This is a genomic window from Streptomyces incarnatus (genome assembly GCF_001027185.1).
Lineage (GTDB): Bacteria > Actinomycetota > Actinomycetes > Streptomycetales > Streptomycetaceae > Streptomyces > Streptomyces puniciscabiei.
Genome location: NZ_CP011497.1, coordinates 7,303,644 through 7,327,263, shown reverse-complemented (window position 1 = coordinate 7,327,263; position 23,620 = coordinate 7,303,644). Strand labels below are relative to the sequence as shown.

23 protein-coding genes are annotated in these 23,620 nt (G+C 71.3%); 17 read left to right on the top strand and 6 right to left on the bottom strand.

Annotated elements, in window-relative coordinates; all coding sequences use genetic code 11:
* Positions 1-22 precede the first annotated feature (22 nt).
* Positions 23-1,408 (top strand): NADP-dependent succinic semialdehyde dehydrogenase, encoded by a 1,386-nt coding sequence (locus ABB07_RS33260; RefSeq protein ID WP_208902184.1) that lies wholly within the window; start codon positions 23-25, stop codon positions 1,406-1,408.
* A 26-nt stretch (positions 1,409-1,434) separates the two neighbouring features.
* The gene (locus tag ABB07_RS33255) at positions 1,435-1,668 is read left to right on the top strand and encodes a DUF6213 family protein (RefSeq protein ID WP_079048970.1); all 234 of its coding nucleotides are present in this window, start codon (positions 1,435-1,437) and stop codon (positions 1,666-1,668) included.
* Between the two features lie 7 nt (positions 1,669-1,675).
* Here ABB07_RS33255 and ABB07_RS33250 read toward each other — a convergent pair whose 3' ends face one another.
* Positions 1,676-2,323: a heme oxygenase-like domain-containing protein gene (locus ABB07_RS33250; RefSeq protein ID WP_208902183.1), complete on the bottom strand. Its 648-nt coding sequence runs from the start codon at positions 2,321-2,323 to the stop codon at positions 1,676-1,678.
* A 185-nt stretch (positions 2,324-2,508) separates the two neighbouring features.
* Between ABB07_RS33250 and ABB07_RS33245 the strand changes: the two genes are divergently transcribed.
* From ABB07_RS33245 to ABB07_RS33235, 3 genes are read left to right on the top strand one after another with little or no spacing between them, the layout of a single operon-like run.
* On the top strand, positions 2,509-3,555 hold the full coding sequence (locus ABB07_RS33245) for a type III polyketide synthase (RefSeq protein WP_055708566.1): 1,047 nt from the start codon (positions 2,509-2,511) through the stop codon (positions 3,553-3,555).
* Positions 3,556-3,581: 26 nt separating this feature from the next.
* The gene (locus tag ABB07_RS33240; RefSeq protein ID WP_208902182.1) at positions 3,582-4,796 is read left to right on the top strand and encodes a cytochrome P450; all 1,215 of its coding nucleotides are present in this window, start codon (positions 3,582-3,584) and stop codon (positions 4,794-4,796) included.
* A gap of 7 nt (positions 4,797-4,803) precedes the next feature.
* Positions 4,804-5,325: a cupin domain-containing protein gene (locus ABB07_RS33235; protein ID WP_208902181.1), complete on the top strand. Its 522-nt coding sequence runs from the start codon at positions 4,804-4,806 to the stop codon at positions 5,323-5,325.
* On the opposite strand, the gene ABB07_RS33230 is transcribed toward ABB07_RS33235, so the two are convergent.
* Positions 5,322-6,548, bottom strand: a complete 1,227-nt coding sequence (locus ABB07_RS33230) for an acyl-CoA dehydrogenase family protein (RefSeq protein WP_208902180.1) — start codon at positions 6,546-6,548, stop codon at positions 5,322-5,324. The genes ABB07_RS33235 and ABB07_RS33230 overlap by 4 nt on opposite strands.
* 170 nt (positions 6,549-6,718) lie before the next feature.
* Here ABB07_RS33230 and ABB07_RS33225 point away from each other — a divergent pair, with 170 nt between their 5' ends.
* Positions 6,719-7,363 carry a TetR/AcrR family transcriptional regulator gene (locus ABB07_RS33225; protein ID WP_055708562.1) on the top strand — a complete coding sequence of 215 codons (645 nt, stop codon included), beginning with the start codon at positions 6,719-6,721 and terminating at the stop codon, positions 7,361-7,363.
* A gap of 83 nt (positions 7,364-7,446) precedes the next feature.
* Here the strand turns inward: ABB07_RS33225 and def are convergent, their stop codons facing one another.
* A complete protein-coding gene (def, locus tag ABB07_RS33220) occupies positions 7,447-8,001 on the bottom strand; it encodes a peptide deformylase (RefSeq protein ID WP_208902179.1) in 555 nt (184 codons plus the stop codon).
* Between the two features lie 151 nt (positions 8,002-8,152).
* Here def and ABB07_RS33215 point away from each other — a divergent pair, with 151 nt between their 5' ends.
* From ABB07_RS33215 to ABB07_RS33165, 11 genes are all read left to right on the top strand, one after another.
* A complete protein-coding gene (locus tag ABB07_RS33215) occupies positions 8,153-9,391 on the top strand; it encodes a MurT ligase domain-containing protein (protein WP_208902178.1) in 1,239 nt (412 codons plus the stop codon).
* Between the two features lie 30 nt (positions 9,392-9,421).
* Positions 9,422-10,150 (top strand): type 1 glutamine amidotransferase, encoded by a 729-nt coding sequence (locus ABB07_RS33210; RefSeq protein WP_208902177.1) that lies wholly within the window; start codon positions 9,422-9,424, stop codon positions 10,148-10,150.
* A 203-nt stretch (positions 10,151-10,353) separates the two neighbouring features.
* Positions 10,354-11,379, top strand: coding sequence for a 6-phosphofructokinase (locus ABB07_RS33205; RefSeq protein WP_055708558.1), 1,026 nt, complete (start codon positions 10,354-10,356; stop codon positions 11,377-11,379).
* Positions 11,380-11,482: 103 nt separating this feature from the next.
* Positions 11,483-12,433 carry a cytochrome c oxidase assembly protein gene (locus ABB07_RS33200; RefSeq protein ID WP_208902176.1) on the top strand — a complete coding sequence of 317 codons (951 nt, stop codon included), beginning with the start codon at positions 11,483-11,485 and terminating at the stop codon, positions 12,431-12,433.
* Between the two features lie 88 nt (positions 12,434-12,521).
* Positions 12,522-12,689: a hypothetical protein gene (locus tag ABB07_RS33195; RefSeq protein ID WP_107093214.1), complete on the top strand. Its 168-nt coding sequence runs from the start codon at positions 12,522-12,524 to the stop codon at positions 12,687-12,689.
* A gap of 36 nt (positions 12,690-12,725) precedes the next feature.
* Positions 12,726-13,211, top strand: coding sequence for an Lrp/AsnC family transcriptional regulator (locus tag ABB07_RS33190; protein WP_208902175.1), 486 nt, complete (start codon positions 12,726-12,728; stop codon positions 13,209-13,211).
* Between the two features lie 151 nt (positions 13,212-13,362).
* The gene (ddaH, locus tag ABB07_RS33185; RefSeq protein WP_208902174.1) at positions 13,363-14,175 is read left to right on the top strand and encodes a dimethylargininase; all 813 of its coding nucleotides are present in this window, start codon (positions 13,363-13,365) and stop codon (positions 14,173-14,175) included.
* Positions 14,172-15,392, top strand: coding sequence for an ornithine--oxo-acid transaminase (gene rocD, locus ABB07_RS33180; RefSeq protein ID WP_208902173.1), 1,221 nt, complete (start codon positions 14,172-14,174; stop codon positions 15,390-15,392). The genes ddaH and rocD overlap by 4 nt, the downstream gene beginning before the upstream one ends.
* Before the next feature lie 120 nt (positions 15,393-15,512).
* Positions 15,513-17,990: a SpoIIE family protein phosphatase gene (locus ABB07_RS33175; RefSeq protein WP_208902172.1), complete on the top strand. Its 2,478-nt coding sequence runs from the start codon at positions 15,513-15,515 to the stop codon at positions 17,988-17,990.
* 22 nt (positions 17,991-18,012) lie between these two features.
* On the top strand, positions 18,013-19,242 hold the full coding sequence (locus ABB07_RS33170; protein WP_208902171.1) for a PP2C family protein-serine/threonine phosphatase: 1,230 nt from the start codon (positions 18,013-18,015) through the stop codon (positions 19,240-19,242).
* A 365-nt stretch (positions 19,243-19,607) separates the two neighbouring features.
* On the top strand, positions 19,608-20,327 hold the full coding sequence (locus tag ABB07_RS33165) for a lysophospholipid acyltransferase family protein (protein ID WP_208902170.1): 720 nt from the start codon (positions 19,608-19,610) through the stop codon (positions 20,325-20,327).
* 77 nt (positions 20,328-20,404) lie between these two features.
* On the opposite strand, the gene ABB07_RS33160 is transcribed toward ABB07_RS33165, so the two are convergent.
* The 3 genes from ABB07_RS33160 to ureG all read right to left on the bottom strand — a co-directional run bounded on the left by ABB07_RS33160 (position 20,405) and on the right by ureG (position 23,601).
* Positions 20,405-22,003 carry an alpha/beta hydrolase gene (locus ABB07_RS33160; protein ID WP_208902169.1) on the bottom strand — a complete coding sequence of 533 codons (1,599 nt, stop codon included), beginning with the start codon at positions 22,001-22,003 and terminating at the stop codon, positions 20,405-20,407.
* A gap of 165 nt (positions 22,004-22,168) precedes the next feature.
* Entirely contained in the window at positions 22,169-22,927 is a 759-nt protein-coding gene (locus tag ABB07_RS33155) for an urease accessory protein UreD (RefSeq protein WP_208903717.1), read from the bottom strand.
* Positions 22,924-23,601, bottom strand: coding sequence for an urease accessory protein UreG (gene ureG, locus ABB07_RS33150; RefSeq protein ID WP_208902168.1), 678 nt, complete (start codon positions 23,599-23,601; stop codon positions 22,924-22,926). The genes ABB07_RS33155 and ureG overlap by 4 nt, the downstream gene beginning before the upstream one ends.
* Positions 23,602-23,620 lie beyond the last annotated feature (19 nt).

Below are 23,620 nucleotides of genomic sequence, written 5' to 3'. Positions count from 1 at the left end.
CCCGCTCCCAGGGAGGTCAGCCATGCCCATCGCGACGGTGAACCCGGCGAACGGCGAGACGCTCAAGACGTACGAGCCCATGGGCGAGGAAGAGCTGGAACGCCGGCTCCAGCTCGCCGAGGCCACGTTCCGCACCTACCGGATGATGTCGTTCGTCGACCGCGGCCGGCTGCTGCTGAGGGCCGCCGATCTGCTGGACGAGGACCGGCAGGAGGTCGCCAGGGTGATGACCACCGAGATGGGCAAGCCGATCAAGCAGGCCCGCGCGGAGGCCGCGAAGTGCGCCAAGGCGATGCGCTGGTACGCCGAACGCGCCGAGGGGCTGCTGGCGGACGAGGAGCCCGCCGAGCCGGACGTGCGGGACTCCGGCGCGTCCCGGGTCCGGGTGCGGTACCGGCCGCTGGGCCCCGTCCTCGCGGTGATGCCGTGGAACTTCCCGCTCTGGCAGGTGATCCGGTTCGCCGTGCCCGCGCTGATGGCGGGCAACGTGGGCCTGCTCAAGCACGCCTCGAACGTCCCCCAGACGGCCCTGTACCTGGAGGACCTGTTCCACCGGGCGGGCTTCACCGAGGGCTGCTTCCAGACGCTGCTGATCGGCTCGGGCGCGGTGGACGACATCCTGCGCGACGAGCGGGTCAAGGCGGCCACCCTGACCGGCAGCGAGCCGGCGGGCCGGGCGGTCGCCTCCACAGCCGGTGAGATGATCAAGAAGACGGTGCTGGAGCTGGGCGGCAGCGACCCCTACGTCGTGATGCCCTCCGCCGACCTGGACCGGGCGGCCGAGGTGGCGGTCACCGCGCGCGTGCAGAACAACGGGCAGTCCTGCATCGCCGCGAAGCGGTTCATCGTGCACTCCGACGTCTACGACGCCTTCGCCGAGAGGTTCGTCGCCGGTATGCGGGCGCTCAAGGTCGGCGACCCGTTGGAGGAGGACACCGACATCGGGCCGCTCGCCAGCGAGCGGGGCCGTGCCGACCTGGAGGAGCTGGTCGACGACGCCAGGCGCGGCGGGGCCGAGGTGCTGTGCGGCGGGCAGCGCCCGGACGGGCCGGGCTGGTTCTACCCGCCGACCGTGCTGGCCGGGATCACCCGGGAGATGCGCATCCACCGGGAGGAGGCGTTCGGGCCGGTGGCCACGCTGTACCGGGCCGGTGACCTGGACGAGGCGATCCTGATCGCCAACGACTCGCTGTTCGGGCTCAGTTCGAACGTGTGGACACGGGAGGAGAGCGAGATCGAGCGGTTCGCCCGCGACCTGGAGGCCGGATCGGTGTACGTGAACGGCATGACCGCCTCCCATCCGGCCTTCCCGTTCGGCGGCGTCAAGCGGTCCGGGTACGGGCGTGAGCTGTCCGGGCACGGAATCCGCGAGTTCTGCAACATCACCACGGTTTGGCAGGGTGCGTGAGCGCTGCGCGGCTACCATCCCCTTTTGTGAACCGCGAAGTGACCCTGCCTCTGATCGTCGACGACCGCGGTACCTTGCAGGTGGCCGCGGCCGACGTGAGTAAGCTGCTGAGGACCGTGGGCGGGCGGTGGCTGCGGCTTGTCGAGGCCGGGGAGCAGGGGTTGGACGAGGACACGGTCGCCGCGTTGACCATCGAGCTGGCCAAGCTGGCCGATCGTATCGATGTGGCGTGCATCGCGCACAGCAGTGGGGCGCCCTAACGGCGCCCTAACCCAGCGACGTCCAGAACATCGCCTCGTACGCCTGAAGAAGGCCCCCGTAGGCGTGTGCCCTGTCCGGGCTCAGGGAGCCCGTGTCCAGGCCCGCCCGGACTGCCGCCGTCGCCTGCTCGTCGAGGAGCGGCGCCGGTGCGGCGAAGAAGTCGAAGAACGCGCAGGACTCGTCCGTGAAACCGTAGTGCGCCCGCAGGCCTGCCGCGATGCGGCCGCAGTAGCCGCCCCACGCGGAGAAGTTCGCGGTGAGGGCCAGGACCACGTCCGCCGGGGCGGCGTTGAGGGCCAGCCAGGAGACGTAGGCGGGGTAGGCCTGGCAGCCGGCCAGGGGGACGTGGGTGCGGGAGCGGTCCTCCGTCACGCCGCAGGCCCGGGCGAAGGCCGTCAGGTGCCGCGCCGCCAGTTCCTCGCCGGTCGCGAGGGTGGTGAAGAAGGCCGCCGAGGCGGGGTCGGCACGCTGGGCCAGGTGGTCGAAGGAGCGGCGGTCCGCGGGGATCACCCACTGCTGCTCCAGGGCCAGGCGGGCCAGGTTCTCCCGGGGTGCCTCGCCGCGTTCCACCAGCGGGACGAACGGGTTGGCGGCCGGGTCGGGGGCGAGTTCCCGGGTGGTCGTCTCCAGCAGCTTCTCGGCCGATGTCGTCATGGTGTTCTCCCTCCTGCGGACCTGCGGTTTCCTACCCGGATCCGTACGCGGTGTCCCCGGTCTGGAGTAGTTCGGCGCGAGAACGTCGCCGTGCCGAGTGATCGTGGGTGAACCACCCCCTGAGGTGAACGACCCTCTGACCGGCGGGCGCAGGCCTTCCGGAAGGCTGAAAGCAGGCACGGTTCATGGCGACTTTGTGCAGACCCTCGGTGTCGGTTCCGGAACACGTGATCACGATGGAGGAGACGCTGGAGCTGGCGCGCTCCCGCCACGCGGACCACCCCCAACTGCCGCTCGCACTGCGGCTGATCGAGAACACGGGCGTCAGGACGCGGCACATAGTGCAGCCCATCGAGGAGACCCTGAAGCACCCCGGCTTCGAGGAGCGCAACAAGCTCTACGAGGCCGAGGCCAAGGCCCGGGTTCCCGCGGTGATCCAGCGGGCCCTCGACGACGCGGAACTGCTCACCACCGACATCGACGTGATCGTCTACGTCTCGTGCACGGGCTTCATGATGCCCTCGCTCACGGCGTGGCTGATCAACGAGATGGACTTCGACCCGACCACCCGACAGCTCCCCATAGCCCAGCTGGGCTGTGCGGCCGGCGGCGCGGCGATCAACCGCGCGCACGACTTCTGCACGGCCTACCCCGACGCCAACGCGCTGATAGTCGCCTGCGAGTTCTGCTCGCTGTGCTACCAGCCCACCGACCTGGGCGTGGGCTCGCTGCTCTCCAACGGCCTGTTCGGTGACGGCATAGCCGCCGCCGTGGTCCGCGGCAAGGGCGGCACCGGCGTCGAGCTGGAACGCAACGGCTCGTACCTGATCCCGAAGACCGAAGAGTGGATCATGTACGACGTCCGGGCGACCGGCTTCCACTTCCTGCTCGACAAGCGGGTGCCGGCCACCATGGAGCCGCTGGCCCCGGCGCTGCAGGACCTCGCGGGCATGCACGGCTGGGACGCGTCCGACCTGGACTTCTACATCGTCCACGCGGGCGGGCCGCGCATCCTCGACGACCTGAGCAAGTTCCTCCAGGTCGACCCGCACGCCTTCCGGTTCAGCCGGGCCACCCTCACCGAGTACGGCAACATCGCCTCCGGCGTCGTGCTGGACGCGTTGCGCCGGATGTTCGACGAGGGCGGCGCGCAGAACCGGGCGCGCGGGCTCCTCGCCGGGTTCGGACCCGGCATCACCGCGGAAATGGCGCTGGGCCGCTGGCGCAGCTGACGACCGAGAGACGGTTCGAGTACGGCATGACCGAAGAGACGCTCACCGAGACCCTGCCCCCTATCCGGCACTGGCCGGCGCTCGACCTGACCGGGACGGACTTCGACCCGGTGCTGAGAGAGCTCATGCGCGAAGGCCCGGTCACCCGCATCCAGCTGCCCAACGGGGAGGGCTGGGCCTGGCTGGTGACCCGGATGGACGACGTGCGCATGGTGACCAACGACCCCCGCTTCAGCCGCGAGGAGGTCATGAAGAAGCCGGTCACCCGGCTGGCCCCGCACTTCATCCCCGACCCGGGCGCGGTCGGCTTCCTCGACCCGCCCGACCACACCCGGCTGCGCCGCTCGGTGGCGGCCGCGTTCACCGCGAAGGGCGTGGAGCGGGTACGGGAGAAGGCGCGCGCCATGCTGGAGGAACTGGTCGACGAACTCCTCCAGGACGGCCCGCCCGCCGATCTCACGGCGACGGTGCTCAGCCCGTTCCCGATCGCGGTGATCTGCGAGCTGATGGGTGTCCCGGCCGCCGACCGGCACACCATGCACACCTGGACCCAGCTCATCCTGTCCTCCTCCAACGGCAAGGAGATCAGCGAGAAGGCCAAGCGGGAGATGGCCGCCTACTTCTCCGACCTGATCGGGCTGCGCGAGAACAGCACGGGCGAGGACGTCACCTCGCTGCTCGGCGCCGCGGTGGGCCGGGGCGAGGTGACGCTCGAGGAGGCCGTCGGTCTCGCCGGTCTGCTGCAGATCGGCGGCGAGGCGGTCACCAACAACAGCGGGCAGATGTTCTATCTGCTGCTGACCCGCCCCGACCTGGTGGAGCGGCTGCGCGCAGAGCCGGAGATCCGTCCCCGGGCGATCGACGAGCTGCTGCGCTGGATCCCGCACCGCAACGCGGTCGGGCTGTCCCGGATCGCCCTGGAGGACGTGGAGATCCGGGGTGTGCGGATCCGCGCGGGCGACGCGGTGTACAACTCCTACCTGGCCGCCAACCGCGACCCGGAGGTCTTCCCCGACCCGGAGACCATCGACTTCTCCCGCAGCCCGAACCCGCACGTCTCGTTCGGCTTCGGCCCGCACTTCTGCCCCGGCAACATGCTGGCCCGGCTGGAGGAGGAACTCATGGTGGACGCTCTCCTGGACCGGATTCCGGGGCTGAGGCTGGCGGTTCCGCCGGAGAAGGTGCCCTTCAAGAAGGGCGCGCTGATCCGGGGGCCCGAGGCCCTGCCGGTGACGTGGTGACCCGCCGATGACCGGGATCGAGGCGCTGTACGTGCCGCCGGGCCACGGCCGTGTCGTGGAGACACCGGCCCAGCGGGTGACGTTCAAGGTCACCGGCACGCACTCGCGGATGGCCTCCACCTTCGAGGTGGAGGTCCCCCCGGGTTTCGACGTGGGCGCGCATGTGCACACGCGCAGCGAGGAGTTGTTCTACGTCCTGGAGGGCGAACTGGACGTCCTCGCCTTCGAGCCGCGCATCCGCACCCCCGACAACTGGCGCACGTGGGAGTCGAGTTCGGGCAGACGGGTGGTGCGGGCGACGCCGGGCACGGTCATCGTCGTACCACCGGGGTGCCCGCATGCCTTCGCCAATCCGACGGACACCCCGGCCAAGATGTTCTTCCAGGCCTCTCCCCCGCCGGATCACGAGCGCTATTTCGAGGAGTTGCTGGAGATCCTGGGGAACGGGGGCCCGCCGGACCAGGAGGCGATCGAGGCCTTGCGGGCCAAGTACGACATCGAGCAGCTGACGCCGCTCAGGCACCGTTAGCGGATGGGCATGCCCGACAGAGTGCGGGCGATCACCAGCCGCTGGATCTCACTCGTGCCCTCGAAGATCGTGTAGATCGCGCTGTCCCGGTGCATGCGCTCGACGGGGTATTCACGGGTGTACCCGTTGCCGCCCAGGATCTGGATGGCCTGGGCGGTGACCTTCTTCGCGGTCTCACTCGCGAACAGCTTGGACATCGACCCCTCGGCGGCGGTGAACGGCTTGCCGTTGACCGCCATCCAGGAGGCACGCCAGACCAGCAGGCGGGCGGCGTCGATCTGCGTCCGCATGTCCGCCAGCTGGAAGGCCACGCCCTGGTTGTCGATGATCGGCCGGCCGAACTGCTCCCGGGTCTTCGCGTAGTCGAGGGCGACCTCGTACGCGGCCCGGGCGGTGCCGACCGCCATGGCGCCGACCGCCGGACGGGAGGCCTCGAAGGTCGCCATCGCCGCGTTCTTGACGCGCTCGCCGCCCTTCGCGGCCTTCTCCCGGGCCCGGGCCAGCCGCTCGTCGAGCTTCTCCTTGCCGCCGAGCAGGCAGGAGCCGGGCACGCGGACGTGGTCGAGGACGACCTCGGCGGTGTGCGAGGCGCGGATGCCGTGCTTCTTGAACTTCTGCCCCTGGGCCAGGCCCGGCGTGCCCGGCGGGACGATGAAGGATGCGTGGCCCTTGGAGCCCAGCTCCGGGTCGACGCTGGCCACGACGACGTGGACGTTGGCGATGCCGCCGTTGGTCGCCCAGGTCTTCGTGCCGTTGATCACCCACTCGTCCTTGGCCTCGTCGTACACGGCACGCGTGCGCAGGGAGGCGACGTCGGAGCCGGCGTCGGGCTCGGAGGAGCAGAAGGCGGCCACCTTGACGTCGTTGACGTCTCCGTACATCTGCGGGATCCAGGTGCCGATCTGTTCCTCGGTTCCGTTGGCGAGAACGCCCACGGCGGCGAGCCCGGTGCCCACAATGGACAGGGCGATGCCCGCGTCGCCCCAGAACAGCTCCTCCATGGCCATCGGGATGCCGAGGCCGGTGGGGTCGAAGTACTGCTGCGCGTAGAAGTCGAGGGAGTAGATGCCGACCTTCGCGGCCTCCTGGATGACCGGCCAGGGCGTCTCCTCGCGCTCGTCCCACTCGGCGGCCGCGGGGCGGATCACGTCGGCGGCGAAGCCATGGAGCCAGTCCCGGACTTCCTTCTGTTCGTCGTTCAGCTCCATGGTGAACTCGGCCATGTCCCCTCCAGCGGCGGCGGTGCGATGTTACTAGCGGTAACACGAGTCTGTTACCGGCGGGTAGGAAAAGTCAACCGGCGATGACGTCTCGGCATCCCGTTCGATGTCAGGGGCGCGGTCAGTGCTAGTTTGCGCAGGCGTCACCGAAACAGCACGGGTGGGGAGAGCACATGGACACCACACAGCGGACCGATCAGCAGCGGTCCGCCGACCGCCGGCGGCGCGAGCTGCTGGAAGCCGCCGACCGGGTGGTGCTGCGCGACGGCCCGCAGGCGTCGATGAACGCGATCGCCGCGGAGGCCGGCATCACGAAGCCGATCCTCTACCGCCACTTCGGCGACAAGGGTGGCCTGTACGCCGCCCTGGCCAAGCGGCACACGGACGCGCTGCTCGATTCCCTGCGGGCGGCGCTGGACGCTCCGGCCGACCGGCGCGAGCGGGTCGAGTCGACGCTGGACACGTATCTCGCCGCGATCGAGGCGCGGCCTCAGGTGTACCGGTTCCTGATGCATCCGGCGGAGGGGAACGCGGGCGGCGATCAGGGCTTCGACGTCGGCAAGCACTCCGCTCCGCTGCTTCGGCGGATGGGCGAGGAGCTGGCCCAGGTCATCGAGGAGCGGGTGGATCTGGGGCCGGGGAGTCAGCAACTGGCCCGGGTGTGGGGGCACGGGATCGTCGGCATGATGCATGCGGCGGGAGACTGGTGGCTCGGGGAACGTCCTTGTTCCCGGGGTGAGTTGGTGAGGTCCCTTGCGGATCTGTTGTGGGGTCGTCTCGCGGCGGCAGGGGACAAAATGGGGGGGCCGGGGTTCTAGCGATCGATCCCCGTCTGCGGGTGCGTGGGGGCTGATCGCGCCCACGCGGCGGAGCCGCACATCGACACAGCCCCGCGCCCCTTTCACGTGGGGCCAGTCCCCCGGCGCCATGAAGCTCGCTTGATCTGCCTCGCCAGTCTCCGCTTGCGCCAGCCCGTCAGGTGGTCCGCGTACACCCGGCCCGCCAGGTGGTCGCACTCGTGCTGCAGACACCTCGCGAAGAAGCCCGTGCCGTGCACGGTCAGCGGCTCCCCGGTCACCGTGAAGCCCTCGACCACCGCATGGTCGTACCGCTCGGTCCCCGCCTCCAGCCCCGGCAGGGACAGGCAGCCCTCGGGTCCCCGGACGACCACCCCGTCGGCCTCCACCAGCCGCGGGTTCACCACATGTCCGAGATGCCGGACATCGTCGTCGTCCGGGCAGTCGTACACGAACACCCGCAGCGGCACCCCCACCTGATTCGCCGCCAGGCCGACGCCCTGCGCCGCGTACATCGTGGCGAACAGGTCCTCCACGAGGGCCGCCAGCCCGGGGCCGAATTCGGTGACTTCCCGGCATTGTTCGCGCAGATCCGCGTCGCCGAGCAGGGTGAGGGGCCGGACGCGCCCGTGGGCGCCCGGAATGGAACCGTGTCGCATGGCGGCAAGGGTACGGTTCGTATCGCCCATGCCCGCCGCTCACGACGTGGGCCGGGATTCGGGTGTGGATACGGATCTCGATAGGCTGAGGTCACACCACGCTGCCGGATGGCCCCAGGCGCGGCGCGTACGCAAGGAGGATCGAGAACTGATGGCAGGCAACTCGGACCCGCTCACGCCGCGGGCCAAGCTGGCCGTGACCGCGGGCAAGGCGGTCGCTGCGGCATCGCGCGCCGCCGGGCGCGGCAGCGGGTCGGTGATCGGTGGCCGGGTCGCGCTGAGACTCGACCCCGACCTGCTCGGACGGCTCGCGCAGAACCTGGACGTCGTCCTGGTCTCCGCCACCAACGGCAAGACGACGACCACCCGGCTGATCGCCGAGGCGCTGCGCGCCGCGGGCCCGGTCGTGTCGAACGCGCTGGGCGCCAACATGCCGGCCGGCATCACCTCCGCGCTCGCGGGCGGCTCGGACGCGAAGTTCGGTGTCATCGAGGTCGACGAGAAGTACCTGGCCGGTGTGGCCCGGGACACCGCCCCGAAGTGCATCGCCCTGCTCAACCTCTCCCGCGACCAGCTCGACCGTGCCGCCGAGACCCGGATGCTCGCCGAGAACTGGCGCGAGGGCCTCGCCGGCTCCAAGGCCGTGGTCGTCGCCAACTGCGACGACCCGCTGGTGGTGTGGGCCGCGTCCTCCTCGCCCAATGTGATCTGGGTCGCGGCCGGGCAGATGTGGAAGGACGACGCCTGGTCCTGCCCGTCCTGCGGTGGCGTGATGCAGCGCCCGGGGGACGACTGGTTCTGCGGGGAGTGCGGGTTCCGCCGTCCCACGCCGACCTGGGCGCTGTCCGGGGACCACGTGCTGGATCCGCACGGGTCCGCCTGGCCCATTCACCTGCAGCTGCCGGGCCGCGCCAACAAGGCGAACGCCGCCTCCTCCGCGGCCGTCGCCGCCGTCTTCGGGGTGCCGCCGCAGGTCGCCCTGGAGCGGATGTACCAGGTGCAGGCCGTGGCCGGCCGGTACGACGTCGTACAGTTCCAGAACCGCGATCTGCGGCTGCTGCTGGCCAAGAACCCGGCCGGCTGGCTGGAGACCTTCTCCCTGATCGACCCGCCGCCCACCCCGGTGATCCTGTCCGTGAACGCCCGCGGCGCCGACGGCACCGACACCTCCTGGCTGTGGGACGTCGACTACACCCGGCTGACCGGCCACCCGATCTTCGTGATCGGTGACCGGAAGCTGGACCTCGCCGTCCGTCTGGAGGTCGCGAACCAGCACTTCCAGGTCTGCGAGAACCTCGACCAGGCCGTGCAGATGTGCCCGCCGGGCCGGATCGAGGTCATCGCGAACTACACCGCGTTCCAGGACCTGCGCCGCCGCGTCGGCAACTGATCTTCTGATCCTCGAAGGGCGATCACCTCAATGAGCGACAACCAACTGCGGCTGGTGTGGATCTACCCGGACCTGCTGAGCACCTACGGCGACCAGGGCAACGCCCTCGTCGTGGAGCGCCGGGCCCGGCAGCGCGGCCTGGACGTGGCCCGGCTCGACGTGCGCAGCGACCAGCCGATCCCGACCTCCGGCGACATCTACCTGATCGGCGGCGGCGAGGACCGTCCGCAGCGGCTCGCGGCCGAGCGGCTGCGCCGCGACGGGCATCTGCAGCGGGCCGTGCAGAACGGCGCGATCGTGTTCTCCGTCTGCGCCGGCTACCAGATCCTCGGCCACGAGTTCATCAACGACCTCGGCCAGCGCGAGCCGGGCCTCGGCCTGCTCGACGTGGTCTCGGTGCGCGGCGAGGGCGAGCGGTGCGTCGGTGACGTGCTCGCCGACATCGACCCGCAGCTCGGGCTGCCCCAGCTGACCGGCTTCGAGAACCACCAGGGCGTCACCCACCTCGGCCCGACCGCCCGCCCGTTCGCGCGGGTGCAGATCGGCAAGGGCAACGGCACCGGGGACGGCACGGAGGGCGCGTACAACGGCACCGTGTTCGGCACGTACATGCACGGCCCGGTCCTGGCCCGCAACCCGCAGATCGCCGACCTGCTGCTGAAGCTGGCGCTCGACGTCAACGCGCTGCCGCCGACCGACGACCGCTGGTACGAGGCGCTCCGCAACGAGCGCATCGCGGCCGCCCAGCAGCCTGCCTGAGCACCGTTTCAGCGAGAGCCCAGCGCCTTCCGGCACCGCTCCCGGCGGGCCCGCCTGACGGTCCGTCCGCTCACATGTGCGGGCGCGTCCAGCAGGCGGACGCCCGCTACGGAGCCACCCCCCGACGCCGGTAGGGTGGCCGGGAATCCGCCGGACAACGTGGTCCGGTCTACCCGGCCCACGTTGAGAAGGTATTTCGGGCTATGCGCATTGGTGTCCTCACGTCCGGCGGCGACTGCCCCGGCCTGAACGCCGTCATCCGGTCCGTCGTGCACCGTGCCGTCGCCGACCACGGCGACGAGGTCATCGGTTTCCGGGACGGCTGGAAGGGCCTCCTGGAGTGCGACTACCTCAAGCTCGACCTCGACGCCGTGGGCGGCATCCTCGCCCGCGGCGGCACCATCCTCGGCTCCTCCCGGGTCCGCCCGGAGCATCTGCGGGACGGTGTGGAGCGGGCCAAGGGCCATGTCGCGGAACTCGGCCTCGACGCGATCATCCCGATCGGCGGTGAGGGCACGCTGAAGGCGGCCCGGCTGCTGTCCGACAACGGGCTGCCGATCGTGGGCGTGCCCAAGACCATCGACAACGACATCGCCGTCACGGACGTCACCTTCGGCTTCGACACGGCCGTCACCGTGGCGACGGAGGCCCTGGACCGGCTGAAGACCACCGCCGAGTCGCACCAGCGCGTGCTGATCGTGGAGGTCATGGGCCGGCACACCGGCTGGATCGCGCTGCACTCCGGGATGGCGGCCGGCGCCCACGCCATCGTCGTCCCGGAACGGCCCTTCGACATCGACGAGTTGACGCGGAAGGTCGGCGAGCGGTTCGAGGCGGGCAAGCGGTTCGCCATCGTGGTCGCGGCCGAGGGCGCCAAGCCGAAGCCCGGCACCATGGACTTCGACGAGGGCGGCAAGGACATCTACGGCCACGAGCGCTTCGCCGGGATCGCCCGGCAGCTGTCGGTCGAGCTGGAGCAGCGGCTCGGCAAGGAGGCGCGGCCGGTGATCCTGGGCCATGTGCAGCGGGGCGGCACGCCGACCGCGTACGACCGCGTACTGGCGACCCGTTTCGGCTGGCACGCGGTGGAGGCCGTGCACCGGGGTGAGTTCGGCCGGATGACGGCTCTGCGCGGGACGGACATCGTGATGGTGTCCCTGGCCGAGGCCGTGGAGACGCTGAAGACCGTTCCGGTGGAGCGGTACGACGAGGCGGAGTGCGTCCTGTAGTTCACCCGGGAACAACCCGCCCCCGGTCACAGCCGTGGCCGGGGGCGGTTCTACTCTTGGGGGCGGACAACTCGCACAACCCCCACGAATCAGGAGCCGCCGGATGGACCACAGCGGGCACGGCATGATGATGGATCTGCCGCCGTTCACGCTGGGACGGGGGCTGGAGTGGTCCGCTGATCCGTTCTTCCTCGTCGCCTGCCTGCTCGGGCTGGGGCTCTACGGCTGGGGTGTCGTACGGCTGCGGCGGCGCGGGGACGCCTGGCCGGCCGGCCGTACGGTGTCGTACGTCGTGGGTGTGCTGACCGTCGCCCTGATGATGTGCACGAGGCTGAACGACTACGGCATGGTGATGTTCAGCGCGCACATGGTGCAGCACATGGTGATCAGCATGCTGTCGCCGATCCTGATCCTGCTCGGCGCGCCGGTCACCCTGGCCCTGCGGGCGCTGCCGACCGCCGGCCGGGGCCGCAAGGGCCCGCGCGAGCTGCTGCTGGCGCTGCTGCACAGCCGGTACATGCGGATCATCACGCACCCGGCGTTCACCATCCCGCTGTTCATCGCGAGCCTGTACGCGCTGTACTTCACCCCCATCTTCGACTCCCTGATGGGGTCCAAGGCCGGGCACGTCGCGATGATGGTGCACTTCCTCGCGGTCGGCGTGGTGTTCTTCTGGCCGATCATCGGTGTCGACCCGGGCCCGCACCGGCCGGGGCACCTGATGCGGATGCTGGAGCTGTTCGCGGGCATGCCGTTCCACGCGTTCTTCGGCATCGCGCTGATGATGGCGTCGACGCCGATGGTCGACACCTTCCGGCACCCGCCGGCCTCCCTCGGCATCGACGCGCTGTCCGACCAGAACGCGGCCGGCGGCATCGCCTGGGCGTTCAGCGAGATCCCGTCGGTGCTGGTGCTGATCGCGCTGCTGTTCCAGTGGTACCGCTCCGAGCAGCGGCAGGCCAAGCGCAAGGACCGGGCCGCGGACCGGGACGGCGACAGGGAGCTGGAGGCGTACAACGCCTACCTGGCCTCGCTGAACGCACGCGAGGGCTGAGCCGCACGCGAGAGCCGGGGCGGAGCCGTCCCGTCCGGGCGGGAATCGGGGCACCATGGTCGGGACGGACCATGAGGAGGGTGTCGCGATGCCCGGTTCCACGAACGGTTCCACCAAGGCGATGGGGGCTCTCACGGTCGGCGGGCTCGTCGTCGTGACCGCCTACACGGTCGCGCTCGGCAGCAACGGCTGGCTGTGGTTCGGATGGGTGGTGCTGGGGCTGCTGACGCTCGCCATGGTCGTCACCCAGTCGTGAGGCCGGCCGCCGGGCGCGGCTGACTACAGTGCCCGCATGAGCAGCAGGACGACCCCGTTCGACGACCTCGACCGCCAGATCATCACCGCGCTGATGGCGAACGCCCGGACCAGCTTCGCCGAGATCGGCGCGGGCGTCGGGCTGTCCGCGACCGCGGTCAAGCGGCGCGTGGACCGGCTCCGGGAGACCGGGGTGATCACCGGGTTCACGGCGACGGTGAAGCCCTCGGCGCTCGGCTGGCGCACCGAGGCGTACGTCGAGGTCTACTGCGAGGGCGCGGCCCCGCCCCGCAGGCTCGCCGAGGTGGTGCGCAACCATCCGGAGATCACGGCGGCCATGACGGTCACCGGCGGCGCCGACGCGTTGCTGCACGTGCGGGCGCGGGACGTGGAGCACTTCGAGGAGGTGCTGGAGCGGATCCGGGTCGAGCCGTTCATCCGGAAGACGATCAGCGTGATGGTTCTGTCCCACCTCCTCCCGGAAAGCCCGGAGGCGGGCGCGACCCACGCGGCGCCCGAGTGACGAAGTATGCGCAGGACCAGTGCGTGCAGCCCGTAAAAGACGCAGCGATGCTGCGCATCTGCGCAGCTTTCGTTTCTTGTCGGCCGTCCGCCTCCCTTTCTACCGTGGTGTGCACCCTCAGTGACACACAGCAAAGCGGAGGAAACCCTCTGTGTCCGATAGCCGTGTACAGCGTCCTCGGCGCTTTCTCGTCTGCGAACCCAGACACTTTGCCGTCCGGTACGCGATCAATCCCTGGATGCACCCCGACAAGCCGGTCGACGTGGACCTCGCCCGGGAGCAGTGGCAGACGCTGATCCGCGCCTACCGCGACCACGGTCACACCGTCGAGTCGGTCGAACCGGTCCCCGGCCTGCCCGACATGGTCTTCGCCGCCAACGCGGCGTTCGTGGTCGGCGGCCGCGTCTTCGGCTCCCTCTTCCACGCACCCGAGCGGCGCCCGGAGTCGCTGCACTACGACACGTGGTTCAAGACGGCGGGCTACGACGTGTACCGCCCGGAGTCGGTGACCGAGGGCGAGGGCGACCTGGTGTGGACGGGCCGGTACGTGCTCGCCGGCACCGGGTTCCGCACCACCCGTGAGGCGCACCGGGAGGCGCAGGAGTTCCTCGGTCATCCGGTGATCGGCCTGACCCTGGTGGACCCGTACTTCTACCACCTGGACACGGCGCTGTTCGTCCTCGACGACGACAACATCTGCTACTACCCCGAGGCGTTCTCGGCCGGCAGCCGGGAGGTGCTGCGCCGGCTGTACCCGGACGCGGTGCTCGCCACCCGCGACGACGCGATGGCGTTCGGCCTGAACTCCGTCTCCGACGGCCGGAACGTCTTCATCGCCCCGCAGGCGGAGGCGCTCGCCGAGCGTCTCACCGGCCACGGTTACACCCCCGTCCCCGTCGACCTGTCCGAGTTCCACAAGGCAGGCGGCGGCATCAAGTGCTGCACCCAGGAGATCCGCTCATGACCGCACCCGCGCGCACCCGTACGTCCGACGACCTGATCCGCGCCGAGGAGCCGGTCCTCGCGCACAACTACCACCCGCTGCCGGTGGTGGTCGCCCGGGCCGAGGGCACCTGGGTGGAGGACGTCGAGGGCCGCCGCTACCTCGACATGCTCGCCGGCTACTCGGCCCTGAACTTCGGCCACCGGCACCCGGCGCTGATCGAGGCCGCGCACCGCCAGCTCGACCAGCTGACGCTGACCTCCCGCGCCTTCCACAACGACCGGCTCGCCTCCTTCGCCGAGCGGCTCGCGGCGCTGACCGGCCTGGACATGGTGCTGCCGATGAACACCGGCGCGGAGGCGGTGGAGAGCGGCATCAAGGTCGCCCGCAAGTGGGCGTACGACGTGAAGGGCGTCCCCGCCGACCGGGCGACGATCGTGGTCGCGGCGGAGAACTTCCACGGCCGTACGACGACCATCGTCAGTTTCTCCACCGACGAGACGGCCCGGGCGGGCTTCGGCCCGTTCACGCCCGGTTTCAAGATCGTGCCGTACGACGACCTGGCCGCGCTGGAGGAGGCCGTCGACGAGACCACGGCGGCCGTGCTGATCGAGCCCGTCCAGGGCGAGGCGGGCGTGATCATCCCGAGCGAGGGCTATCTCGCCGGGGTGCGGGAGCTGACCCGCCGCAAGGGCTGTCTGTTCATGGCGGACGAGATCCAGTCGGGCCTCGGCCGCACCGGCCGCACCTTCGCCGTGGAGCACGAGGCCGTCGTGCCGGACGTGCTGCTGCTCGGCAAGGCACTGGGCGGCGGGATCGTGCCGGTGTCGGCGGTGGTGGCCCGGCGCGAGGTGCTGGGTGTGCTGCATCCGGGTGAGCACGGTTCCACGTTCGGCGGCAACCCGCTCGCCGCGGCGGTCGGCACGGCCGTGGTCGAGCTGCTGGAGACCGGCGAGTTCCAGCGCCGGGCCGCCGAGCTGGGCGTGGTCCTGCGGGACGGGCTGACCGAGCTGGCCGGCCGGGGCGTGGTCGGCTTCCGTTCCCGTGGCCTGTGGGCGGGCGTCGACATCGACCCGGCGATCGGCACCGGCCGCGAGGTCAGCGAGCGGCTGATGCGGGAGGGGGTCCTGGTGAAGGACACGCGCGGTTCCACGATCCGGCTCGCGCCCCCGCTGACCATCACGGCGGAGGAACTGCGCTCCGCGCTGGCGGCGCTGGAGAAGGTCCTGGGGTCGTGACCCCGGTGTGGGCGGCCTGTGGGTGGCCCGCGGGTCGCCCACACCGGCCGTTCGTCTGCCCGCAGGGTGAAGATTGAGCCAAGAGGGGGTAGACCACTCTCAGCTACAGAGAGGTCGGCCGTGAGCACTCACGAGGAGCGGGACGTCACCCGGCAGCGGTTCGACGTGGCCGACGCCGCGCCCCTGCTGCTCGACGCACAGGGCGTGGTGACGAGCTGGACGCAGGGCGCCCAGCGCCTGCTCGCGTACACGGCCGCCGAGGTGGTGGGCAGCCAGGTGACCGGCCTGCTGTCCGCCGAGGACGCCGCGCGGGTGCCCGAGCTGGCCGAGCGGTGCCGCAGGGACGGCGGCTGGGCGGGGCTGCTGACCGCGCGGCGCAAGGACGGCCGGCCGGTGCGGGTCATGGTGCGGATCACGCCGGCGGTGGAACCCGGCGGGGCGCCGCACTGGCTGGTTCTCGTCTCCGACGTGTCCGGGGCACGCGGCTGGGACATGAGCCGCGAGGTGCTGGAGCAGATGGTGACCGACTCCGCCGTCGGCATGGCGATCGTGGACACCGAGCTGCGGTGCGTGTGGTCGAACGAGGCCCTGGAGCGGTACGGCGGCGGCTCCCCGCGCGAGCGGCTGGGGCGGCGGCTCTCGGAGATCCAGCCGGGCATCGACTTCGCGGACATCGAGACGCAGATGCGGCGCGTGCTGGCCACCGGCCGGCCGGTGGTCGGCTTCGAGCATGTGGGCCATGTGCGGTCCACGCCGCACCGGGAGACGGCGCACATGATGTCGTTCACCCGCCTGGACGACGACCAGGGCCACCCGATGGGCGTGTACTACACGGTCGTCGACATCACCGACCGGCACCGTGCCCGGCAGCGGCTGGCCCTGCTGGACCGGGCCGGCGAGCAGATCGGCCGCACCCTGGACATCGTGCGGACCGCGCAGGAACTGGCCGACGTGGGCGTGCAGGGCTTCGCCGACTTCGTCTGCGTGGACCTGCTGGAGTCCGTGCTGCGGGGCGCCGAGCCCGAACCGCCGAGCGACATGGACCAGGTGCCGCTGCGACGGGCCGGGCACCAGTCGGTGCGCCCCGGGGTCCCGGAAGCCGTCGTCGCGATCGGCGAGGTGGCCACCTATCTCGCCGGATCGCCCCCGATCCGCAGTCTGACCACGGGCCGGTCCTGGCGCGCGGAACGGCTCGACCCGCTCGCCAAGGAGTGGGCCACCGGCATCCCGGGCGGCCGGTCGGCGACCTTCCTGGAGCTGGGTCTGCACAGCGTGATGATCGTGCCCGTGCGCGCCCGGGGCATCACGATGGGCGTCACCACCTTCTTCCGGCGCCGCCGTCAGGAACCGTTCGACGAGGACGACCTGAGTCTCGCCGAGGACCTGGTGTCCCGGGCGGCGGTCTGCGTGGACAACGCCCGCCGCTACACCCGCGAGCGGGACGCGGCCCTGGTCCTGCAGCGCAGCCTGCTGCCGCGCCGGCTGCCCGAGCAGGACGCCGTGGAGGTGGCCGCCTGCTACCGGCCGGCCGACGAGCTGACCGGCCTGGGCGGCGACTGGTACGACATCATCCCGCTGTCCGGGGCGCGCGTGGCCCTGGTCGTGGGCGAGGTGCCGGGGCACGGGATCGACGCCGCGGCGGCCATGGGGCGGCTGCGCACCGCCGTACACACCCTCGCGGCGCTCGATCTGCCGCCCGAGGAGATCCTGGCGCACCTCGACGACCTGGTGGCGCGGATGGCCCGGGAGGAGGGCCTCCGGCTCGAGGACCCGGAGGCCGCCGGTGTCCAGGCGGTGGGGGCGGGGTGTGTGTACGTCATCTACGACCCCGTCACCGGGCAGTGCACGATGGCCGCCGCGGGTCATCCCGCGCCCGCCGTCGTCCTGCCCGACGGCGCCGTCCGCTTCGTCGACCTGCCGCAGGGCCCGCCGCTCGGGGCGGGCGGCCCGCCCTTCGAGGCGATCGGACTGGCCCTGGCCGAGGGCAGCACGCTGGCCCTGCACACCGACGGGCTGCTGGTCCACCCGGACGGCAGGGACGACGCAGACGGTGCGGGGGCCGTCGCCGCGGACCGCGACCGGCTGCGCCGCGCCCTGGAACGGCGCGCCCCCACACTGGACATGCGCTGCCGGGCCGTGGTCGACGCGCTGGTCCCGGCCCGGCCGCACGACGACGTGGCCCTGCTGATGGCCCGCACCAGGCTGCTCGGCGCCGGCCGGGTCGCCGACTGGGAGCTGCCCGCCGACCCGGCCGTGGTCGCCGACGCCCGCAAGGAGGCCACCCGGCAGCTGAGCGAGTGGGGACTGGACGACCTGGTGTTCACCACGGAGCTGGTCGTGAGCGAGCTGGTCACCAACGCCATCCGGCATGCGGAGGGCCCCGTGCGGCTCCGGTTGATCAGGGAGCGGGCCGCCGTGATCTGCGAGGTCTCCGACGGCAGCGCCACCGCGCCGCATCTGCGCCACCCGCGCACCACGGACGAGGGCGGCCGCGGGCTGCTGCTCGTCTCCCAGTTCGCCGAGCGGTGGGGCACCCGCTTCGTCCCGGGCGGGAAGATCATCTGGGCCGAGCAGTCCACGCCGGAGCAGGCGGCCTGACTCCGGCGGATGGGTGGTAGCCATGACCGAGGGGGCCATCGACTACGCGGGGGTGTTCCAGGCGCTGCCGGGCATGGTGGCGCTGCTGACACCCGACCTGCTCTTCGCGGACGCCAACGAGGAGTTCCTGCGGGTGGCCGGGCGCACCCGCGAGCAGGTGGTGGGGCGCTACCTCTTCGACGTCTTCCCGGACAACCCCAACGACCCCACCGCGTCGGGCATGCGCAACCTGGCCGCCTCGCTGACCCGGGTCGTGGCCACCGGCGAGCGCGACGCCATGGCCCTGCAGCGGTACGACGTCGAGAACCCCGACCGGCCCGGGGAGTGGGAGGAACGCTACTGGAGCCCCGTCAACGCCCCGGTGTTCGGTGCGGACGGCAAGGTGGTGCTGCTGGTGCACCGGATCGAGGAGGTCACCGAGCTGATCCGGGCCCGTGGCGGTCCCACCGGCAGCCGGTCCCGCGTCCTGGAGGCGGAGCTGTACACGCGCGCCCGCGAACTGCAGGAACTGAACGAGCGGTTGCGCCAGGCCCACGCCCGCGAGCGCGAGGTGGCCCTCGCCCTGCAGAAGGCGATGCTTCCGGCGCGCCGCCAGGTCGGCCACTATCGCGCCGCCGTGCGCTACCGGCCCGCGGTCGGCGCGCTGAACGTGTGCGGGGACTGGTACGACCTCGTCGACCTGGTGGGCGGCAACCGCATCGGCGTGGCCGTGGGCGACGTGGTCGGGCACGGTCTGGACGCCGCCGGGGTGATGGGCCAGCTGCGCAGCGCGCTGAGCGCCGCCTCCCGGGTCGCCGCGGGGCCGGCCGAGGCCCTGAACGTCCTGGGCCGGTACGCGCACGTCGTCGACGGCGCCGAATCGGCCACCGCCGTGACGACGTTCATCGACTGCGACCGCCGCACGATCACCTACAGCAGTGCGGGACACCCGCCGCCCGTCCTCGTCCACCCCGACGGCCGGGTGGAGTTCCTCGACCGGGCCACCGACCCGCCGCTCGACGCCCGCCCCGACCCGATACCGAGACCCGAGGCGAGCACGACCTACCGCGACGGCGCCACCCTCGTGCTCTACACCGACGGCCTGGTGGAGCGCCGTCGTGAGGACATCGACACCGGTCTGGCCCGGCTCGCCGACTCCCTCGCACGCCATCGCGACGAGGACCCCGAGAGCCTCGCGGACGCGGTCCTGCTGGAACTGCTGCCGCCCGGGGGCGCCACGGACGACACGGCGCTGGTCATCGTGCGGCTGTGACCCACCGGCGGCGATCCCGCTCTGCGTGGAACTCACGGGGGAGACGCCGATTACAGCAGGATCGCAGGGGAAGCAAGCGTCACATGTCTGCCAGTCATGGACGGCAATCGGGCCAGGCTGCGCCGGTCTGTTGATGTGTACCTACCAGGAGCAGCAGGCTGACCCAGTGATCATCTCCCCGTCCCCGGAACACCCGCGACGCCGGCCCTGACGGCCCGTCAACAACGTTGGCAACGCGTCAACATGGACACGCCCGGACCCGGTTCCCCGTGACTGCGCCCGCACCTACACTGACCCCACGACATGCCGTTTGACCTGCGAGAACGCGGCGGTTGAGCCGATCCGCCAGAGTGAGGAGCGACCCCTTGTTCTACTACCTGCTCAAGTACGTGTTGCTGGGTCCCCTGCTGAGACTGGTCTTCCGGCCCCGGATCGAGGGACTGGAGCACGTGCCGGACTCCGGTCCCGCGATCGTCGCCGGGAACCATCTGTCCTTCTCCGACCACTTCCTGATGCCGGCGATGCTGCGGCGCCGGATCACCTTCCTCGCCAAGGCGGAGTACTTCACCGGCCCGGGCCTGAAGGGCCGGCTCACGGCGTTCTTCTTCCGCAGCGCCGGGCAGATCCCGGTGGACCGCTCGGGCAAGGACGCGGGGCAGGCGGCGATCCGCGAGGGCCTGAAGGTGCTGGGCCGGGGCGAGTTGCTGGGGATCTACCCGGAGGGCACCCGTTCGCACGACGGCAGGCTCTACAAGGGCAAGGTCGGCGTCGCGGTGATGGCGCTGACGGCCGGGGTGCCGGTCGTGCCGTGTGCGATGATCGGCACGTTCGAGGCCCAGCCGCCCGGGAAGGTCGTCCCGAACATCCACCCCGTCACCATCCGGTTCGGCGAGCCCCTCGACTTCTCCCGCTACGCCGGCATGGAGCGGGAGAAGGCGATCCTGCGGGCCGTCACCGACGAGATCATGTACGCCATCCTGACCCTGTCCGAGCAGGAGTACGTCGACGAGTACGCGGCGGTCGTCAAGGCGGCACAGGCGGCCGAGAAGAAAGAGCGCAGGTTCCCGCGGGCACCGCTGAGCTGACCGCTGTTGCCGGCAGAAGGAACATGTGAGGGGCGGCCGGAGAGTCCGGCCGCCCCTCGTCGCCGTACCGGGTCCGGTTACGGCTTGGGCGTGGCGTGCGGGCCGCAGGTCACGTCCGCGCCGTCCAGCGTGCCGTCGAGCAGGTAGGCGTCGACGCGCTGGTTGATGCAGGGGTTGACCAAGCCGGTCACACCGTGCGAGCCCGCGTCCTTCTCGGTGATCAGACGGGAGTCCCGGAACCGCTTGTGGAGCTCGACGGCGCCCTCGTACGGGGTGGCCGCGTCCCGGGTGGACTGCACGATCAGCACCTGCGGCAGGCCCTTGTGGGACCGCACGTCAACCGGGGTCCGCTGCTTGACCGGCCAGGTGGCGCACGGCAGGTTCATCCAGGCGTTGGCCCAGGTCATGAACGGGTAGTCCTTGTTGAGCTCCGTGTTGTCCCGGTCCCACTTCTTCCAGCTGGTGGGCCACTTGGCGTCGGTGCACTCGACGGCCGTGTAGACGGCGTTGCCGTTCTCCGCGGAGATGTTCCCGGCCGTGTTCGACAGGTCGGGGGCGGCGGCGTCGACCAGCGCCTTGGTGTCACCGGCGAAGTACTTGCCGAACACCGTCGCGACCGGCACCCAGGAGGAGTCGTAGTACGGCGCGCTCTGGAAGAAGGAGATCAGCTCGGCCGGGCCGACGACCCCGCCGATGGGGCTCTTCTTGGCGGTGGCGCGCAGCTGGAGCCACTTGTCCTGGACGGCGGCGCGGGTGGTGCCGAGGTGGAAGGCGGCGTCGTTCGCGGCGACCCAGTCCTCCCAGTCCTTCCAGCGGCCCTCGAAGGCGATGTCCTGGTTCAGGTTGGCCTGGTACCAGATGTTCTCGCGGGCGGGGTTGACCACGCTGTCCACGATCATGCGGCGCAGGTGGCCCGGGAAGAGGGTGCCGTAGACGGCGCCGAGGTAGGTGCCGTACGACACGCCGAGGTAGTTGAGCTTCTTCTCGCCCAGGGCGGCACGTATGACGTCCAGGTCGCGGGCGGTGTTGGGCGTGGTCATCTGCTGCAGCACGGCGCGGCCGGTGCGGTCCAGGCAGCCGTCCGCGTACTGGCGGGCCAGCTTGCGCTGGGCCAGCTTGTCCGCCTCCGTGTCCGGCACCGGGTCCATCTTCGGCGCCTTCACGAACTCCTGCGGCTCCTCGCAGGAGATGGCCGCGGAGTGGCCGACGCCGCGCGGGTCGAAACCGACGAAGTCGTAGGCCTTGGCGACGTTCGCCCAGACGGGGTTCTTGGTGGTGACCCGGCGCGGGAAACGCATGCCGGAACCACCGGGGCCGCCCGGGTTGTAGACGAGGGCGCCCTGGCGCTCCTCCTTGGTGCCGGTGTTGCCGATGCGGTCCACGGCGAGCCTGATCTGCTTGCCGTACGGGTGGGCGTAGTCCAGCGGCACGCTGACCCAGCCGCACTGGATGGGCTTCTCCAGCCCCCAGTCGGCCGGGCAGTCCTGCCAGTCGATGCCGGCCTTGGCGGCGCGGGCGGCGGCGATCGCCGCGCCCTGGGCCTCCCGGTCCTGGCCGGGCCGGCCGGCGGCACTGGCCGCGGGTGCCGAGACGGCACCGGCGACCAGGGTGGCGGTGACGAGTGCTCCGGCCGAACCGAGCGCCAGCAGGCGGCTCTTCGGTCTGTTGTCCCTCAAGTGGGCCCCTCCCCCTACATGCAGGATCACTGCGAGTGGTCAGTCCGGGGGATCCTCTCGGCTGTGAGCCGTCTGAGAACAGAGGGGTGCCCGTCATCTTTACCAATCCGATAAACGGATGGTCGTGTCCCCTTGACGGTCAACGCCCCTTCGGAGGCGCGCGCTTCAGCCGAACTGGGCCAACGCCTGGTCCAGGACGCGCCTCAGGCGCAGGGCGTCGGGCGCGACGGCGCTGACCAGAACCGCCGGGCCGGCCAGCGGTACCAGGGCCGCGCACTCGTCCACCATCCGCGCCTGCACCGGCTCCTGCGCGAACTCCGGGCGTACGACGACGAGTTGGCCCACCGCACGGTGCCCGGCGAGTACGGCGGGTCCGTCCCATCCCCCCGGCGCCCCGGGCCCACAGGACAGTTCCTGGTCCAGCACCGTCCGGCCCGCGACCCGTACCGTCAGCCGGCTGGTGAGCCGCCCGGGCTCCTCTCCGGCTCGTCCGAGCACCTGCTCCTCGCGCAGCACGAGCCGGGCGCCGGCGGCGAGTTCGGCGCGCGTGGTGACGTGCAGGTCGCTGCCGCGGGCCGAGATCAACTGCTCGGGAAGCCAGCGCAGTTCGGCGCCGTCGGCCACGTCGAGCCGTACCTCGTAGCGGGCCTCGTCCTTGGCCTGGCCCGGCAGCGCGAGGGTGGCGGCGGCGGAGCCGACGTGCAGCCGGGCGCCCTGCTCCACCCGGGCGGTGAGCGTGAAGCGGTCGCCGCCGAGCGGGCCGCTCATCGCGCCGACCACCATGACCTTCGCCCCGGTGCCGCTCGACCGGGTGCGGCGCAGGGCCAGCGGGCCGTCGCTGTCCAGGACGGGCAGCGCGGTGCCGCCACGGCCGTCCGCGCGGGCCACGATCCGCGTGTCCGCCCGTACCCCGGTGGCCGTCACGCGGTCCACGCGGCGAGCCTCTCGCGCACCCAGGCGGCCACGTCGGCGACGCCCCGCTCGCCGCGCAACGACTGGAAGACCACGGGGAGTTCGGCCCGCTGGGCCTTGGCGTCGGCGGCCATCCGGGCGAGGTCGGAGCCGACGTGGGGCGCGAGGTCGGTCTTGTTGACGACGAGCAGGTCGGCGGTGGTGACACCGGGACCGCCCTTGCGCGGGATGTCGTCGCCGCCGGCCACGTCGATCACGAAGATCTGCGCGTCCACGAGCCCCCGGGAGAAGGTCGCGGTGAGGTTGTCCCCGCCGGACTCGACGAGGATCAGGTCCAGCGGGCCGACCGCGTCCTCCAGGTCCTCCACGGCTTCGAGGTTGGCGGAGATGTCGTCGCGGATCGCGGTGTGCGGGCAGGCGCCGGTCTCCACGGCCGTGATCCGCTCGGGCGGCAGCACGGCCTCGCGGAGCAGGAACTCGGCGTCCTCACGGGTGTAGATGTCGTTGGTGACGACAGCCAGCGACAGCTCGTCGCGCAGGGCCCGGCAGAGCGCGGCGACGGTCGCGGTCTTCCCGGACCCGACGGGCCCACCGAGCCCGATGCGCAGGGCCCGCCGCGAGCCGTCGGGACGGTGCGCGTCGGCACTGACGGCGGCAGGGCCGGTGTAGGTGTGGTCGAGGTGCATAACAGCGGCTCCATTTTCA

Coding starts and splice junctions, on each gene's coding strand:
- ABB07_RS33260 (WP_208902184.1), top strand. CDS start 23: ATGCCCATCGCGACGGTGAACCCGGCGAACGGCGAGACGCTCAAGACG.
- ABB07_RS33250 (WP_208902183.1), bottom strand. CDS start 2,323: ATGACGACATCGGCCGAGAAGCTGCTGGAGACGACCACCCGGGAACTC.
- ABB07_RS33245 (WP_055708566.1), top strand. CDS start 2,509: ATGGCGACTTTGTGCAGACCCTCGGTGTCGGTTCCGGAACACGTGATC.
- ABB07_RS33240 (WP_208902182.1), top strand. CDS start 3,582: ATGACCGAAGAGACGCTCACCGAGACCCTGCCCCCTATCCGGCACTGG.
- ABB07_RS33235 (WP_208902181.1), top strand. CDS start 4,804: ATGACCGGGATCGAGGCGCTGTACGTGCCGCCGGGCCACGGCCGTGTC.
- ABB07_RS33230 (WP_208902180.1), bottom strand. CDS start 6,548: ATGGCCGAGTTCACCATGGAGCTGAACGACGAACAGAAGGAAGTCCGG.
- ABB07_RS33225 (WP_055708562.1), top strand. CDS start 6,719: ATGGACACCACACAGCGGACCGATCAGCAGCGGTCCGCCGACCGCCGG.
- def (WP_208902179.1), bottom strand. CDS start 8,001: ATGCGACACGGTTCCATTCCGGGCGCCCACGGGCGCGTCCGGCCCCTC.
- ABB07_RS33215 (WP_208902178.1), top strand. CDS start 8,153: ATGGCAGGCAACTCGGACCCGCTCACGCCGCGGGCCAAGCTGGCCGTG.
- ABB07_RS33210 (WP_208902177.1), top strand. CDS start 9,422: ATGAGCGACAACCAACTGCGGCTGGTGTGGATCTACCCGGACCTGCTG.
- ABB07_RS33205 (WP_055708558.1), top strand. CDS start 10,354: ATGCGCATTGGTGTCCTCACGTCCGGCGGCGACTGCCCCGGCCTGAAC.
- ABB07_RS33200 (WP_208902176.1), top strand. CDS start 11,483: ATGGACCACAGCGGGCACGGCATGATGATGGATCTGCCGCCGTTCACG.
- ABB07_RS33195 (WP_107093214.1), top strand. CDS start 12,522: ATGCCCGGTTCCACGAACGGTTCCACCAAGGCGATGGGGGCTCTCACG.
- ABB07_RS33190 (WP_208902175.1), top strand. CDS start 12,726: ATGAGCAGCAGGACGACCCCGTTCGACGACCTCGACCGCCAGATCATC.
- rocD (WP_208902173.1), top strand. CDS start 14,172: ATGACCGCACCCGCGCGCACCCGTACGTCCGACGACCTGATCCGCGCC.
- ABB07_RS33170 (WP_208902171.1), top strand. CDS start 18,013: ATGACCGAGGGGGCCATCGACTACGCGGGGGTGTTCCAGGCGCTGCCG.
- ureG (WP_208902168.1), bottom strand. CDS start 23,601: ATGCACCTCGACCACACCTACACCGGCCCTGCCGCCGTCAGTGCCGAC.